The sequence below is a fragment of the Comamonas sp. genome (genome assembly GCF_036666375.1).
In the GTDB taxonomy this organism is placed as follows: Bacteria; Pseudomonadota; Gammaproteobacteria; order Burkholderiales; family Burkholderiaceae_C; genus Comamonas.
The window spans coordinates 2,226-18,124 of sequence record NZ_JAVWWA010000105.1 but is presented as its reverse complement, the minus strand read 5'-3'; the positions used below and the strand labels follow the sequence as shown (position 1 = coordinate 18,124).

The following is a 15,899-nucleotide window of genomic DNA, read 5'->3' as shown; positions in this document are numbered from 1 at the left end:
CCGCCAATGCACATGGTCACCAGCGCATAGCGTCCGCCCGTGCGCTGCAGCTCGGCAATCGCCTTGGTGGTGATGATGGCGCCGGTCGCGCCCACCGGGTGGCCCAGCGAGATGCCCGAGCCGTTGGGGTTGACCTTGGCCGGGTCCAGGCCCAGCTCCTGGATCACGGCGCAGGCCTGGGCGGCAAACGCTTCGTTGGCTTCGATCACGTCCATGTCGCTGATCTTCAGGCCGGTGCGCGCCAGCACCTTCTGCGTTGCGGGCACCGGGCCAATGCCCATATAGGCGGGATCCACGCCCGCATGCGCATAGCCCACGAGGCGGGCCAGGGGCTTGGCGTTGAGGCCGGCGAGGCGATCGCCCGCGACCAGCACCACGGCGGCCGCGCCGTCGTTGAGGCCGGAGGCATTGCCGGCGGTGACGCTGCCGCCATCCTTCTGGAACGCGGGCTTCATTCCGGCCAGTACCTCGAGCGTGGTTGCGGCGCGCACATGCTCGTCGGTGTCGAACAGCACCGTGCCCTTGCGCGTGGCGATTTCCACGGGAACGATCTGCTGCTTGAAGTAGCCGGCTTCGATGGCCGCGGCCGCGCGCTGCTGGCTTTGCAGCGCGAGCTGGTCCTGCTGCTCGCGCGAGATCTTGTAGCGCGCAGCGACGTTTTCGGCGGTGATGCCCATGTGCATTTTCTGCCAGGGGTCGTGCAGTATGCCCAGCATGTAGTCGATGCTCTTGGCGTCGCCCATGCGCGCGCCCCAGCGCGCGGCGGTGTCGAAGTAGGGGCCGCGGCTCATCGATTCCGAGCCGCCGCCGACGGCGATGTCGCAGTCGCCCAGAGCGATCGCCTGGGCCGCCGAAACAATGGCCTGCAGGCCCGAGCCGCACAGCCGGTTGACGTTGAACGCGGGCGTTTCAATGGGGCAGCCGGCGTCTATGGCCGCGACGCGGCTCAGATAGGCGTCCTTGGTATCGGTGGGAATCACATTGCCCATGACCACATGGCCAATGGCCTCAGGGTCCAGGCCCGAGCGCGCGATCGCGGCCTTGACGGCCGTGGTGGCGAGCTGCGTGTTGGGGACGTCTTTGAGGCTGCCGCCAAAGGTGCCTATGGCGGTGCGTGCGCTGCTGACGACGAAAATTTCGCGAGTGGTCATGGACTGATCCTGTGGATAACTTTGCAGTCAACGGCCCGTGAAGCGCGCCGGCTGCTTTTGAAAGAATGCATCAATGCCGGCACGCAGATCGTCTGTCTGCGCGCAGGCCCGAAACGCCTGCCATTCTGCGTGAAGCTGGGTCTGGAGGTCTGTCTCCAGCGAGGCACGCATGAGCCGGCGCATATGGCCCAGCGCCTGGGTCGGGCCCCCGGCCAGGCGCTGGGCCAGGCGCTGGACTTCGCCCGGCAAGTCTGCGGCCGGCAAGACACGGTTGATCAACCCCATCTGCAGCGCCTGAGGTGCATCGAGCGCGTCGCCGAGCATCGATATCTCGAGCGCGCGGCGCAAACCTACCCAGCGCGGCAGCGCCCAGGACGCGCCCACATCGCAGCTTGCGCCCAGGTTGATATAGGCCAGGTTGAACTGCGCGCCTTCGGCGGCCAGCACGAAGTCGGCCTGCAGCATCAGGCTCAGGCCCGCGCCCGCTGCCGCGCCCTGGACCTGGGCGATCACCGGGGCGTTCAAATTGGCGAGCAGCAGCAGCGCCTGGTTCAGCGGCTCGAGCAGCGCATCGACGCCGGCCAGCGGGTCGCGCTGCAGCGTCAGCAGGTCGCCGCCGGCCATGAAGGCCCGGCCTGCGCCGCGCAGCACCAGCGCGCGCACGCTGGCGTCGCGCGCGATGTCCTGCAGCGCGGCAAGCAGGGCCTGGGCCATGGCGACGTTGATCGCATTGAGCGCCTGGGGTCGGTTGAAGACCAGGGTGACGATGGCGCCGTCGCGCTCGATGCGCAGCGGCTCGTCGGGAGGGGAGGGAGAGTTCATTGGTAAAGCGCCTCGATTTCGCTGCCATAGGCCTGGTAGATGCTTGCGCGGCGCACCTTCATCGTCGCCGTGACTTCGCCGTCGTCATGGTCCAGTTCCTTGGTCAGCAGATGGAATTTTCGGATCTGCGAGACCTGGGCCAGGCGCGCGTTGCCTGCGGCGATTTCGCCATCGATCAGCGCCAGCACTTCGGGGTGCTCGGCCAGCGAGCGGAAGTGGGTGAACGGAATGCGCCGCGACTGCGCCCATTGGCCCACGGTCTCGGCGTCGAGCATGATGAGCGCGGCAACGAACTTGCGGCCTTCGGCAACGATCACGCATTCCTTGATGTAGGGGCTGGCCTTCATCGTGTTCTCGATCTCGGACGGCGTGAGGTTCTTGCCGCCCGCGGTGATCATGATGTCTTTCAGGCGATCGACGATTTTGAGCTGCCCCTGTTCCTCGCGCACCACGTCGCCGGTATGCAGCCAGCCGTCCTGCAGCGTTGCGGCCGTGGCCTCGGGGTTGTTGTAGTAGCCGGCAAACACCATGTCGCCGCGGATCTGCAGTTCGCCGTTGTCGGCCAGCCGCCATTCCACGCCTTCAATCGCTTCGCCCACGGTGCCGGGAATCACCTGGTCGAGGCGGTGTCCCAGCACCATGCCCGTCGACTCGGTCAGGCCGTAGACCTCGACCAGCGGAATGCCCAGCACACGGAAATAGCGCACGACCTCGGCGGGAATCGGCGCCGCGCCGGTCAGCGCAACCTGCACGCAGCGCAATCCCAGGAAGTTCTGCAGCGCGCGCAGCACCAGCCAGTACCAGAGGCCGTAGGTGAGCTTGTCGACTGCGCTCCATTGCGCGCGCGGCTTGTCGGCCAGCGGCGTGCAGGCGGCGATCGCGCGGTCCATCAGCTGGCGCTGCCAGCGCCCGGTCTCCAGCCGCTTGATGCTCAGGCTGGCGTGCATCTTTTCCCAGATGCGCGGCACGCCCAGGAACATGTTCGGGGCGACTTCGCGCAGGTCTTCCTGCACGGTGCGTATCGACTCGCCGAAGTGCACCTGCGCGCCCAGATAGATGGGCACGAAGGTGGTCAGCATCTGCTCGGCCACATGGCACAGCGGCAGATAGGACAGATGGCGCGTCTCGGAGCTCAGCTGCAGCCTCTCGATGATGCCCGGCGCGACGCCGCGGATATTGCGCCACGAAATCATCGCGCCCTTGGGCTTGCCGGTCGAGCCCGAGGTGTAGATCATCAGCGCGATGTCGTCGAATGCCTGCTGCGCCAGCGCTTCGTCAATCAGGGCGTGCTGGCCCGCGTCCCAGGCCGCGCGGCCCAGGGCCTCGACTTCGGCAAAGGTCGCGATCAGTTGGCGCTCATCGGGCGTGTAGCTGCGCAGGCCCTTGGTCTCCATGACCACGATATGCGTGAGCCGCGGCAGGCTGGCGCGCGCGGCCAGCAGCTTGTCGACCTGCTCCTGGTCTTCGCAGACCATGATGGAGATGTCGGCATGCGCGACCACGTAGGCGACTTCGTTGGTCGGGCTCGTGGGGTAGACGCCCACGGTGACGCCCGCGACCAGGCCGCAGCCCATCTGCGCCAGCACCCACTCGAGCCGGTTTTCGGAAATCACGCCCATATGGCCGCCGGCGCGCAGGCCCAGCGCGTGCAGCCCCAGGCCGAAATGGCCGGCGCGCTGGTAGTAGCTGGCCCAGGTCACGGGCTTCCAGATGCCGAAATCCTTTTGCCGGATGGCAACGCGATCGGGCTGGCTGCGCGCGAGTTCGCGCAGCTGCTGGGGCAGGGTGCGGTCGGGCAGGGAGGTGGAATGTTTCATGTGGAACAATTCCTAGGAAAGCCAGCGCTTGCGGCGCTTGTAGTGCTTGATGTCCTTGAAGCCCTTGGCTTCGCCCGCGCCGCCCATGCCGAGATAGAACTCGCGCACGTCGGCGTCGCCGGCCAGCAGTTCGGCCGGGCCGTCGATCACGATCTTGCCGTTTTCCATGATGTAGCCGCGGTGGGCGACGGCCAGGGCCACGGTGGCGTTCTGCTCGACCAGCAGCATCGACGTGCCGCGCTCGGCGTTGATGCGCGCGATGATGCCGAAGATGTCCTCGACCAGCTTGGGCGACAGGCCCAGCGAGGGTTCGTCGAGCAGGATCAGCGTGGGCTCGGCGATCAGCGCGCGGCCAATTGCCAGCATCTGCTGCTCGCCGCCCGACAGATAGCCGGCAAGGCCCTTGCGGCGCTCGTGCAGGCGCGGAAAGTAGCTGTAGACCAGGTCATAGTCGGGTCTGGCGTTGGGCCGTCCTGTGAGCGCATAGCTGGCCGCGACCAGGTTCTCCTCCACCGTCAGGTCTTCGAACACGCGCCGGCCTTCCATCACGTGCGACAGCCCGCGGCGCACCAGCTGCTGCGGCGCGAGCTGGGCCAGCGGCTGGCCGTTGAAGGCGATGCTGCCGCTGGCCAGCGCGCCGTTCTCCAGCGCCAGCAGGCCGGAAATGGCCTTGAGCGTGGTCGACTTGCCAGCGCCGTTGCTGCCCAGCAGCGCCACGATCTCGCCGCGCGGCACGACCAGCGACAGGCCGCGCAGCGCCTGCACCACCTTGTTGTAGATGACCTCGATGTTGTTGACTTCGAGGACCAGGTCGGGGGCCGGTCGGGTCATGCTGTTTTCCATTGCGTCAGAGCGCGATCCAGTCCGAGGCCGGCACCATCTTCTGTGCCGCCATGTCGGCGCGGTAGACCCGGCCCACGGGAATGGAGTTGCCGCGGATGGTGATGGGCACGCCGATCAGGCCGCCGGTGTCGAAGTCCTTGAGGCTGTTGAGCGCGGCCTTGAGGTTGGGGCCGTTGAGCGGCTTGCCGGCGTCGAGGCAGCGCTTGGCGGATTCGACGAACAGCATGGCCGCCAGATAGCCCTGCATGTAGGCCGTGCTCTGGTACTCGGGGCGCAGCTTGCGGATCTTGTCCAGGGTGGGTGCGGGCGCCGATGTGTCGTAGTAGTAGCGGTAGGGCATGACGCCCATGAAGCCGTCGCCGGCCGGGCCCATCTTCATCACGGTGGAGCTGTCCATGGTCCAGAACGTTCCCATCCACTTGCTGGTCATGCCCATCTGCTTGCCCTGGGTGATGAACTCGGGAATGGGCGCGAGGATGTAGCCGTGGAAGATGGTGTAGTCGGGCGCGGCGCGGCGCAGCTTGATGACTTCGGTCGACACGTCGACGCTGCCGGCCGGCGTCATCAGCTTGACGGGCACCGTGAGGCCCAGCTTCTTGGCCAGGGCTTCGCTGGCCTCGATGGGGTCGCGGCCGAACTCGGAGTCGGAGTAGACGAAGGCCACCTTGGCGCCGGGCTTCTCCTTGGCAATGTGCTTGAGCAGGATGCCGAACATCTCGGTGTAGTCGGGGCCGACCAGGAACTGGTTGGGGTATTTCTTGGGGTCGTTGAGCTCGGTCGCAAACGAGGCGCCGGCCATCAGGATGCCGCCGTTGCGGTCCAGCTCGGGATTGATGGTCTTGGAGAAGCCCGTCGAGTCGCCGTAATAGAGATTGATCTTGTTCTGGCTGGTGAGCTTCTTGTAGGCCGCGACCGAGACGTCCACCTTGTAGCCCGTGTCCTCGGGCACGTAGCGCAGCTTGCGGCCCTTGATGCCGCCGGCGTCGTTGACCATCTTCACGTAGTCGCCAATGCCCAGGTTGATGCCCACGCCGGCGAAGGCAAACACGCCGGTCATGGGAATCGAGCCGCCGATGACGATGTCTTCGCCGCCGGTCTGGGCCTGCGCGGCCAGCGGCGCGGCGAGGCTGGCGCCGGCGGCCAGCAGCAGCGAGCGGCGGCGCTTGGAGGTCAGGTTCTGTTGCATGCTTTGTTCCTCGTCGATGACAGGGCGCTGCCGCTCAATTGCGGAAAGGCCACAGGTGGAAAAAGCGGCGAATGCGCCGCCACACTTCTGCGAGCCCCAGCGGCTCGAACACCAGAAAACCAATGATCAGCAGACCGAAGATGATGGTGCGCACCGGCGACAGGAACACCGTGAGCTCGCTGCCGCCGGGCAGCAGATCGACCACCAGCTTGAGCAGCTCGGGCACCATGGTCATGAAGACCGCGCCGAGGATGGCGCCCAGGATGGAGCCCATGCCGCCGACGATGATCGCGGCCAGGAAGAAGATCGACATCAGCAGCGGAAAGCTCTCGGGCGTGACCACGCGGAAGAAGTAGGCCCAGAGCCCGCCGGCCACGCCCGCGTAGAACGACGACAGGCCGAACGACAGCAGCTTGTAGCGCAGCAGCGGAATGCCCAGCACTTCGGCCGAGATGTCGCGGTCGCGGATGGCGATGAAGGCCCGGCCGATGCGCGTGCGAAACAGGTTGGCCGCGCCCAGCAGCATCAGCAGCGTGACCGGAACAATCACCCAGTAGAGCCGGAAGGACGTCTCCAGCGGCAGGCCGAAGAACTTCGCCGGCGGCATCGAGATGCCCGTGGTGCCGCCCGTGAGCGCGAGGTTGGCAAACAGGAAGTGGGCGATGAACGAGGCGGCAATCGTGGCGATTGCCAGGTACAGCCCCTTGACGCGCAGCGATGGAATGCCGACCACGATGCCGCCGAGCATGGCGACGATGCCGCCGGCCAGCAGGTTGAGCAGGAAGGGCGTTCCCAGCCGCGTCTCGAGGATGGCGACGGTGTACGCCCCCAGACCCATGAACGCCGCCTGCCCCAGGCTCACCAGTCCCGTGTAACCGGTCAGGATGTTGAGCCCGGTGGCGCTGGCGACGTTGATGCTCACCAGGCAGGCGAGATACAGCCAGTAGTCGCTGGCCATGAAAGGAAAGATGCACAGCAGCGTGGCCGCCACGGCCAGCCAGACCTTCTGCGTGCGCGAGTCGAACAGTGCCGCGTCCGCGACGTAGCTTTGCTTGAGCGTGCCGATTCTCATGGGACTACAACCTCTCGATTTCGCGTGTGCCGAACAGGCCGTAGGGGCGGATCATGAGCACGATCACCAGCATGATGAAGGTGCTCAGCAGCTTGTATTCGCCGCCGAGGAAGGCCCCGGCCAGCGCTTCGATCAGGCCGATGAACAGCCCGCCTATCAGCGCGCCCAGCACGCTGTCGAGGCCGCCGACGATCACCACCACCAGCACCGACAGCCCGAACACGCCCATCGATGAGGAGATGCCGCCTATCGAGCCGACGATGATTCCCGAGACCGCGGCAATCATGGCCGAGACCACCCAGGCCAGCGAGAACACGCGCGGCACGTTGATGCCCATGGAGTAGGCCGCGGCCTGGTCCGAGGCGGTGGCGCGCAGCGCCACGCCGCCGCGCCAGAAGCGGAACACCAGCAGCACCACGGCAATGAACACCACGGCAATCACCGCGCCCCAGAAGATCTTGGGCGCGAGAAACGCCTCGCCGATCATGATCGGCTGGGTGGGCATGAAGTCGGGCAGGCGGCGCTGGTCGGCGGTCCAGATCATCTCCACCAGGCCCACCAGTACCGAGGCCAGTCCCACGGTGACCATGAATACCGAGATCGGCGGCTCGCCCAGCAGCGGCCGGATGATGGTGCGTTCGATCACCGCGCCCAGCAGCCCGCAGCACAGCACGGCCGCGGGAATCGCCAGCCACAGCGGCAGCGCGAAACTCGCCGAGAAGGTGAAGAACAGGTAGGCACCGACCATCAGGATTTCGCCTATGGCGATGTTGACCACGCGCGTCGCCTTGTAGACCATGACGAAGGCCAGAGCGGCCAGCGCATAGAGGCCGCCGCCGGCCAGGCCGGTAAGGCTGATTTCAAACAGGTAGGCCCAGTCCATCATGCGACTCCCACGCCGCCGGTTGCGACGGCGTTTGTTGCGGCGGCGTTTGTTGCGATGCTGGCGGCCGTGTGCTTGAGCCCCGCATGCAGCCGCTGGCGCAGGTCGCCGACATCGCCCGAGCCCAGGTAGGCGCGAATCACTTCGGGGTCGGCCTGGACCTGGGCCGGCGTGCCCTGGGCAATCACCTGGCCGAAGTTGAGCACCACCACATGGTCGGACAGGTCCATCACCATGCCCATGTCGTGCTCGACCATGAGCACGGTCACGCCCCATTCGGCGCGCACGTCGAGAATGAAGCGCGCCATGTCTTCGGTCTCCTCGCGGTTCATGCCGGCGACGGGCTCGTCGAGCATCAGCACCTTGGGCTGCATGGCCAGGGCGCGCGCCATCTCGACGCGCTTTTGCAGGCCGTAGGGCAGGGCCGAGACCGGCGCGTGGCGGATATGGTCGATCTCGAGAAAATCGATGATGCGCTCCTCAATGTCGGCGCGCAGCGCGGCTTCCTCGCGGCGCGCGCGGCCCAGGTAGAACAGCGCGTCGAGCACATTGGTCTTGAGATGCGCGTGGCGGCCGAGCTTGATGTTGTCGAGCACGGTCATGCCGCGGAACAGCGCGATGTTCTGGAAGCTGCGGCCCAGGCCCAGCCTGGCGCGCTGCGGCGCATGCACCTGGCTGATGTCCTGGCCTTCGAACAGGATGCGGCCCTGGGCCGGGCGGTAGAAGCCCGAGATGGTGTTGAACAGCGAGGTCTTGCCCGCGCCGTTGGGGCCTATCACCGCGGTGATGGAGCCGGGCTGCACGGCAAAGCCCACGCCGTTGAGCGCCTTGACGCCGCCGAACGCGAGCGTGATGCCGTCGACCTGAAGCAGGGGGGCAGCGGGGCTGCCTGGGGTATGTTTCTCCATCGGCCTTCTTCTGCGGGTTTGTGCGAACCGGAGGGGGGCTACTCATGAGTAGACTTCTTACTCACGAGTAGGATTCTGGTTGGCGACCTCGGGTCCCGGCATTGGGACTTTCCCGCCACCCATGGAAACACTGATGAACCCTTTCTTGCACTCCGCAGACACCACAGAAGAGGAACCGCTCTGGCCCGCGACGCAGCACAGCGCGCAGCAGCGCGAGGCCAAGCGCCAGGCCGTGCTGTCGGCGGCCGCGCAGCTGTTCAACGAGCGCGGCTTTCATGCGACCTCGCTCGACGACATCGCCGCGCGGCTGGGCGTGAGCAAGCCCACGCTGTACTACTACGTGAAGAACAAGGAGGAGATCCTGCTGGGCTGCGTGCGCCAGGGGCTGCAGCTGATGCTCGGCGGCATCGAGGCCTCGCGCAGCGCGGGCGGCACGGCGCTCGACCAGCTCACCGCCTGCATGCAGGTCTATGCGCGCATCGTCACGCAGGACTTCGGCATGTGCCTGATACGCGTGGGCGAAGAACAGATTTCAGCGCCCAACCGCGCCGAACTGCGGCGCATCAAGGCGGAGATAGACCACGAATTCCGCCGGCTCGTGGCGCTGGGCGTGGAGGAGGGAAGCCTGGCGCCTTGCGATCCGAAGATGACCGCTTTCGTGATCGGCGGGGCGCTCAGCTGGATTGGGCGCTGGTATCAGCCCGGCGGGGAGTATTCACCGCAGGAGGTGGCGGAGCATTGTCTGCGGACGCTGCTGGGGGGGGTGTTGCGGCGCTGATTTGAGGGCAGGCCGTTCACCCTTCGACAGGCTCAGGGCGAACGGAACACATGGGTTCGCGCCAAGCGGAAACCTCGCCGGCCGCGTCTAACCATGAACGTCCTGTGCTCAAGACACACGTGGAGACACCTCATCCGCTGCCGCCAGATCATCGAGGATGGGGCAGTCGGGCCTGTCATCTCCATGGCAGCACTGCACCAGCGTCTGCAGGCTGCGCTGCATGGCCTGCATCGCGGCGATGCGTTCGGACAGACTATCGATATGCGCCTGGGCGATCTGCTTGACGCTGGCGCTGGTGCGCTCCTGGTCCTGCCACAGGCCCAGCAGCGTGGTGATTTCCTCGATCGAGAAGCCCAGGTCGCGGCTGCGGCGTATGAAGCGCAGCACATGCACGTCAGCCGCGCTGTACTGGCGGTAGCCGCTTTCGCTGCGCGCCACCTGCGGCAGCAGGCCCAGGCTTTCGTAATGGCGCAGCATGCGCGCCGACACACCCGCGCGGCGCGCGGCTTCGCCTATGGCAACCGGCCATTGCTGTGTGGAAGACATGTGGATAAGCTTGGTGAAGAGTTGTGAAGTGCGTGTGGGAAAGCGCGGCAGTGTCGCGCTTTCCCCGCGCGATCAGGCGACCTTGTAGCCTTCTTCCTGGATCGCCGCCTGCAGCGCGGCACGCTCGGCCTGGCTCTCGACTTCGACGCGGTTTTGCGCGCGCTCTATGCGTACGCTGGCTTGCGGGTCGGTGCGCTGCAGCGCCTGGGTCACGGATTTCTCGCAATGGCCGCAGGTCATTCCCTGGACTTCGAATACATGTTGCATGGTGCTTCACTCCTGTGGATAACTTCTGGCGCCGGATGGGCCATGGATGCATGATGAACCTTAACACCGTGAGAAGGTCAAGCGCCCAAGTTATCCACAAGGTAATCCACATCGGGGCTTGACCTTGACATGGCGTCAAGGATTAACCTAGCTCCATGAACAATTCCTCAGCTTCTTCTTCGGGCGCCACGCCCGGCGCTGCCGACAGCGCCGCGGTCAGCGTGGACTTTGGCGTCGGCGGCATGACCTGCGCGAGCTGCGTGGGCCGGGTCGAACGCGCGCTGCAGCGCGTGCCTGGTGTCACGCAAGCCTCGGTCAACCTGGCGACCGAAAGCGTGCGCGTACAGGTCCAGAGCGCAGGCGAAGACGCCGAACAGGTGCAGGCGCGGCTGCGCCGCGCGGTGCGCGACGCGGGCTACGAGCCGCGCACCCTGTCGGCCGAAGGACCGCCGCAGGATGTCTCGGCCTGGGCCGGTTTCGGCCCCGTGGCACTGGCCATCGCGCTGTCGCTGCCACTGGTTCTGCCCATGGTGGGCATGCTCTGGGGCTCGCACTGGATGCTGCCGGCCTGGCTGCAGTTCGTGCTGGCGACGCCGGTGCAGTTCATTCTGGGCGCGCGCTTCTACAAGGCCGGCTGGCATGCGCTCAAGGCCGGCACGGGCAACATGGACCTGCTGGTCGCGCTGGGCACCTCGGCCGGCTGGGGCCTGTCGATGTGGCTGTGGATAACTGCGGCGCCGGGCGTCGCGCCCCACCTGTATTTCGAAGCCTCGGCGGTGGTGATCACGCTGGTGATGCTGGGCAAGTGGCTCGAAGGCCGGGCCAAGCGCCAGACCACGGAAGCGATACGCGCGCTCTATGCGCTGCGCCCCGACACCGCCCACCTGCTGGGCCGCGACGGCGAAGTCGATGTGCCGGTGGCCGAAGTCATGGTCGGCGACAGGATAGTTGTGCGTCCGGGCGAACGCATTCCCGTCGATGGCGTGCTGCACGAAGGCCATACGCAGGTCGACGAATCGATGCTGACCGGCGAGCCGCTGCCTGTTTCACGTGAAACAGGCGATGCGCTGACCGGCGGCTCGATCAACGGCGAAGGGCGCATCGTGGTGCTGGTGCGCGCCGTGGGCAACGAGACCGTGCTGGCGCGCATCATCCGCTTGGTCGAGGACGCCCAGGCCGGCAAGGCGCCCATTCAGCGGCTCGTGGACCAGGTGGCAGCGGTATTCGTTCCCGTGGTGCTGGGCATCGCGCTGGCAACGCTCGTGGGCTGGCTGCTGGCCGGCGCGCCGGTCGAGGAGGCGCTGATCCACGCGGTCGCGGTGCTGGTCATTGCCTGCCCCTGCGCGCTGGGCCTGGCGACGCCCACGGCCATCATGGCCGGCACGGGCGTGGCGGCAAAGCAGGGCATCCTGATCAAGGATGCGCAGACGCTGGAGCTCGCCCACCGCATCGATACCGTGGCTTTCGACAAGACCGGCACGCTGACCCAGGGCCGGCCGCAGCTGACGCAGTTCCTGGTAGCTGCCGGAGCCGACGAGAACGCGGTGCTGGCGCAGGTGGCCAGCGTGCAAAGCGGCAGCGAACACCCGCTGGCGCGCGCCGTGCTGCAGGCCGCCAAGGAGCGCGATCTGCGCGTGGACGCGCCCGAAGCCGTGCGCGCCGTGCCCGGCCGCGGCACCGAAGGCCGGGCCCAGGGCGCCGAGCTGCTGATCGGCAGCCTGCGCTGGATGCGCGAGCTGGGCGTGCCGGGGCTGGACGAGGCACGCTGGGCGCAGGCTGCGGCGCAATGGCAGCAGGGCGGGGCCACGGTCTCGGCGCTGGCCGAACGCGGCGTGGACGGTCTGCAGCTGCGTGCGCTGCTGGGCTTCGGCGACGAACCCAAGGCGGGCGCGGCCGAGGCCCTGGCCGAACTGCGCGCGCGCGGCCTGCGCACGGTGATGGTCTCGGGCGACAACCAGGGCGCGGCGAATGCGATGGCACGGCGCCTGGGACTGGACCCTGACAAGGGCGAGGTGCTGGCCGAAGTGCTGCCAGGCGACAAGGCCGCGCAGATCGCGCGCCTGCGCGCCGACGGTGAAGGCGGCCACATCGTGGCGATGGTCGGCGACGGCGTCAACGACGCGCCCGCACTTGCTGCCGCAGATGTGGGCATGGCCATGGGCAACGGCACCGACGTGGCAATGCATGCGGCAGGCATCACGCTGATGCGCGGCGACCCGCGCCTGGTTGCGCAGGCGCTCGATATTTCGCATCGCACGGTGATGAAGATCCGGCAGAACCTGTTCTGGGCGTTTGCGTTCAACGTGGCCGGGATTCCGCTCGCGGCGCTGGGCTATCTGAGCCCCGTGGTCGCGGGCGCGGCCATGGCCCTGAGTTCGGTCACGGTGATGGGCAATGCCTTGCTGTTAAAAAGGGCTACATATACCCGCTGATCTATCGAGCGTTTTCTTCCAGCTCTGGCAAACTGCAACATTTTGTTTGTGCTGGTGCACAATGTTTCTCCTGCAATTTGCTTGTCAGTGAAGAGGACGATAGATCATGAATGTTTTGAGGCTCATGCGGATGCTCACCATCCGGGTGCGGATGATTGGCGCGATAGTTATGGTGCTCACGCTGCTGGCGCTTCTTGGAGGCGCCGGAATGTGGGGGATGCTGCGCATCCATGACATGAGCCAGCAATTCATCGAACAGTCGCATACCAAGCTGCGCCATCTCGTGGACATGCGCAAGTCCATGGCCGATGTGCGCCTCGCGGAAAAGGACATGATCATCCAGTACGAGCGTCCCGAAGCGGTGGCCAAGGCGCGCGCGGAATGGACCAAGGGCCTGGAGTCCGCGAAGAGCATTGGCGGACGCTTCCTCGAGGGTGTCGACGACGCCGACAACGCGCTGGTCAAGAACGTGCTCACGCGCCTGGACAGCTACAGCCAGAAGTTCGCGCATGTGGCGCGCCAGCTCGAAGCCGGCGGCTACGACACCGCGACCATCGCCAATCGCATGGGTGCGAATGCGATGGCCGAGTTTGCCGAAGCCGACAAGCAGATGATAGAACTCGAGAAGCTGCTCAACTCCCAGGTCGACGAGCTGGTCGCTCAGGAGCAGGCCGTGGCCACGCAGACCCAATGGCTGTTCGTGCTGGCGGTGCTGATCGCCATTTTGCTGGTCGTTCCACTGACGCTGCTCAACATGGTGTCGATCTGCCGTCCGCTGGAGCGCGTGCGCCAGACCACGCTGGCAATTGCCCAAGGCGATCTGTCGCAGCGCACCGAAGTGGTGGGCCGCGATGAAGTCGCCGACCTGCAGCGCGCGCTCGAGGAAATGCAAAACGGCCTGGGCTCCATGGTGCGCCAGGTGCGCGACGCGAGCGGCAGCATTGCCACCGCCAGCCAGGAAATCGCCTCGGGCAACGAAGACCTGTCAGCGCGTACCGAACAGACTGCGAGCAACCTGCAGCAGACCGTCGCTTCGCTGTCGCAGCTGACTTCGACCGTGCAGCAGACCGCTTCGTCGTCGCAGCTCGCCAACCAGCTTTCGGCTTCGGCTTCGGGCACGGCCACGCAGGGCGGCCAGATCGTGCAGCAGGCCGTGGTCAGCATGCACGAGATCACGGCATCGAGCCGCAAGATCGGCGACATCATCGGCCTGATCGACTCCATCGCTTTCCAGACCAATATCCTGGCATTGAACGCGGCCGTCGAGGCCGCGCGCGCGGGCGAGCAGGGCCGCGGCTTTGCGGTGGTGGCCGGTGAGGTGCGCAATCTGGCACAGCGTTCGGCGCAGGCGGCAAGCGAGATCAAGGGCCTGATCCAGAGCAGCGAGCAGGCCGTGGGCGGCGGCGTGCGCCAGGTCGAGGACGCGGGCAAGGCCATGCAGGAAATCGTCAGCAGCGTGCAGCGCGTGGGTGACATCATCGGCGAGATCACGGCTGCATCGGGCGAGCAATCGTCGGGCATCGGCCAGGTGAACCAGGCCGTGGGCGACATCGACCGCATGACGCAGCAGAACGCCGCGCTGGTCGAGGAGTCGGCGGCCGCAGCGCAATCGCTGCGCGAGCAGGCCGCGCGCCTGGCGCAGGTGGTCAGCCAGTTCCGCCTCGCCGACGACAACAACGGCATGATGCGTGCGGCCGTGGCCTATGGCGCGCGCCAGGGCCAGGTCGCAACCCCGGTCGAGCCTTCGCTGGCCGCACCGGCGCCGCGCCAGGCGCGTATCAGCGCCTGATTCGTCAGCGTTCGACAAAAAGCCCATGGCCTCGCGGCCATGGGCTTTTTTTTGCTTGCGGGCGGCGCGCTACGCGGCTTTGTCGCTGTAGCGCGGGTAGTCGGTATAGCCTTGTTCGCCGCCGCCGTAGAAGCGGTCCTGGTCCCAGGGAGCGAGCGGCAGGTTGTCGTGCAGGCGGCGCACCAGATCGGGGTTGGAGATGAAGGGCTTGCCGAAGGCGACGATGTCGGCGTAGCCGCTGTCCACGGCCTGCATCGCGCTCGCGCGGTCGTAGCCGTTGTTGACCATCCACGCGCCCTGGCCGCCGGCCATGCGGTAGGCCGAGTGCAGGGCAGGGTAGTCGAAGGGGCGTTCGGGCAGCTCGCGCGGACCGCCGGTCGCGCCTTCGATGATGTGGACAAAGGCCAGGTTCAGGGGTGCGAGTTCGCGCACCACATGCTCGAACAGCGGCTGCGGGTCGGCGTCGACGATGTCGTTGGCCGGCGTCACGGGCGACAGGCGTATGCCGCAGCGGCCGCCGCCGATCGCATCGGCGATGGCGCGCGTGACTTCGAGCAGCAGGCGCGCGCGGTTGGCGATGCTGCCGCCGTAGTCGTCGCGGCGGTGGTTGGCGCCGGTCTTGAGAAACTGGTCGAGCAGATAGCCGTTGGCCGCATGGATCTCTATGCCGTCGAAGCCCGCGCCCTGGACGGCGTTGCGCGCCGCGGCGACGAAGCTGTGGACGATTTCGGGCAGCTCGGACGCGAGCAGCGCGCGCGGCGCCGAGGTGGGCACGAAACGGCCCTTGCCGGTCTGCGGATCGATCAGGTAGGTCTTGGCCTTGGCGGTGATCGCCGAGGGCGCCACGGGCGCGCGGTGGCCCGGCTGCAGCACTTCATGCGAGATCCGGCCCACATGCCACAGCTGGGTCACGATGCGCCCGCCGGCCTCGTGCACCGCGTCGGTCACGCGCTTCCAGCCTTCGAGCTGCTCCGAGCCGTAGAGGCCGGGCACATCCGAGTAGCCCTGGCCCTGCTGGCTGATCGCCGTGGCCTCGCTGATCAGCAGGCCCGCGCTCGCGCGCTGGGCGTAGTGCGTGGCCATCAGTTCCGTGGGAATGGCATCGGGCGCGCGGTTGCGCGTCAGCGGGGCCATGGCGATGCGGTTGGGCAGCTGCAGCTTGCCGGCGCGCAGGGGATCGAACAAGGTAGGCATGGGACGCTTTCTGGCTGTTCAGTGGAGCAAAAACCTTAGCAGACCCGGCCCGCCCGCGCTGGCGGTAACGGTATGCGGTCCGGGTCGAGAACCGCAGCCATGTTTCACGTGGAACAGCGGCAGCGGCTGCATCCGACGTCTGGCCTGGGTCCTGGTTCAAGGCCAGGTGCCAGCGGGCGCGTTTTCGGGGACAGGCCGTTCACCCTTCGAC

The 15,899-nt window shown here is 66.7% G+C and carries 14 protein-coding genes; 3 read left to right on the top strand and 11 right to left on the bottom strand.

Annotated features, from left to right (window positions below; genetic code table 11):
• The 8 genes from RR928_RS20285 to RR928_RS20250 all read right to left on the bottom strand — a co-directional run.
• A partial coding sequence (locus tag RR928_RS20285) for an acetyl-CoA C-acyltransferase family protein (protein ID WP_332683984.1) occupies positions 1–1,151 on the bottom strand: 1,151 nt, incomplete at its 3' end.
• A gap of 27 nt (positions 1,152–1,178) precedes the next feature.
• Positions 1,179–1,973 (bottom strand): enoyl-CoA hydratase/isomerase family protein, encoded by a 795-nt coding sequence (locus RR928_RS20280; protein WP_332683981.1) that lies wholly within the window; start codon positions 1,971–1,973, stop codon positions 1,179–1,181.
• Entirely contained in the window at positions 1,970–3,790 is a 1,821-nt protein-coding gene (locus RR928_RS20275; RefSeq protein WP_332549717.1) for an AMP-dependent synthetase/ligase, read from the bottom strand. Before RR928_RS20275 ends, RR928_RS20280 begins: the two co-directional genes overlap by 4 nt.
• A 12-nt stretch (positions 3,791–3,802) precedes the next feature.
• Positions 3,803–4,621 carry an ABC transporter ATP-binding protein gene (locus tag RR928_RS20270; RefSeq protein WP_332549718.1) on the bottom strand — a complete coding sequence of 273 codons (819 nt, stop codon included), beginning with the start codon at positions 4,619–4,621 and terminating at the stop codon, positions 3,803–3,805.
• 16 nt (positions 4,622–4,637) lie between these two features.
• A complete protein-coding gene (locus RR928_RS20265; RefSeq protein ID WP_332537773.1) occupies positions 4,638–5,819 on the bottom strand; it encodes an ABC transporter substrate-binding protein in 1,182 nt (393 codons plus the stop codon).
• 34 nt (positions 5,820–5,853) lie between these two features.
• Entirely contained in the window at positions 5,854–6,891 is a 1,038-nt protein-coding gene (locus tag RR928_RS20260) for a branched-chain amino acid ABC transporter permease (protein WP_332537772.1), read from the bottom strand.
• Between the two features lie 4 nt (positions 6,892–6,895).
• Entirely contained in the window at positions 6,896–7,777 is an 882-nt protein-coding gene (locus RR928_RS20255; RefSeq protein ID WP_332537778.1) for a branched-chain amino acid ABC transporter permease, read from the bottom strand.
• On the bottom strand, positions 7,774–8,682 hold the full coding sequence (locus tag RR928_RS20250; protein WP_332683977.1) for an ABC transporter ATP-binding protein: 909 nt from the start codon (positions 8,680–8,682) through the stop codon (positions 7,774–7,776). Before RR928_RS20250 ends, RR928_RS20255 begins: the two co-directional genes overlap by 4 nt.
• 133 nt (positions 8,683–8,815) lie before the next feature.
• On the opposite strand from RR928_RS20250, the gene RR928_RS20245 reads away from it, so the two are divergent.
• Positions 8,816–9,460: a TetR/AcrR family transcriptional regulator gene (locus tag RR928_RS20245; protein ID WP_332537770.1), complete on the top strand. Its 645-nt coding sequence runs from the start codon at positions 8,816–8,818 to the stop codon at positions 9,458–9,460.
• Between the two features lie 108 nt (positions 9,461–9,568).
• On the opposite strand, the gene cueR is transcribed toward RR928_RS20245, so the two are convergent.
• Positions 9,569–10,006, bottom strand: a complete 438-nt coding sequence (cueR, locus tag RR928_RS20240; RefSeq protein WP_332683974.1) for a Cu(I)-responsive transcriptional regulator — start codon at positions 10,004–10,006, stop codon at positions 9,569–9,571.
• A gap of 72 nt (positions 10,007–10,078) precedes the next feature.
• Positions 10,079–10,273, bottom strand: coding sequence for a heavy-metal-associated domain-containing protein (locus RR928_RS20235; protein ID WP_332537768.1), 195 nt, complete (start codon positions 10,271–10,273; stop codon positions 10,079–10,081).
• Positions 10,274–10,428: 155 nt separating this feature from the next.
• Here RR928_RS20235 and RR928_RS20230 point away from each other — a divergent pair, with 155 nt between their 5' ends.
• Together RR928_RS20230 and RR928_RS20225 are read left to right on the top strand one after the other, a co-directional pair.
• Entirely contained in the window at positions 10,429–12,705 is a 2,277-nt protein-coding gene (locus RR928_RS20230) for a heavy metal translocating P-type ATPase (protein WP_332537767.1), read from the top strand.
• Between the two features lie 106 nt (positions 12,706–12,811).
• Entirely contained in the window at positions 12,812–14,494 is a 1,683-nt protein-coding gene (locus RR928_RS20225) for a methyl-accepting chemotaxis protein (RefSeq protein ID WP_332537766.1), read from the top strand.
• A gap of 69 nt (positions 14,495–14,563) precedes the next feature.
• Here the strand turns inward: RR928_RS20225 and RR928_RS20220 are convergent, their stop codons facing one another.
• Positions 14,564–15,688 carry an alkene reductase gene (locus RR928_RS20220; protein ID WP_332549534.1) on the bottom strand — a complete coding sequence of 375 codons (1,125 nt, stop codon included), beginning with the start codon at positions 15,686–15,688 and terminating at the stop codon, positions 14,564–14,566.
• Positions 15,689–15,899 lie beyond the last annotated feature (211 nt).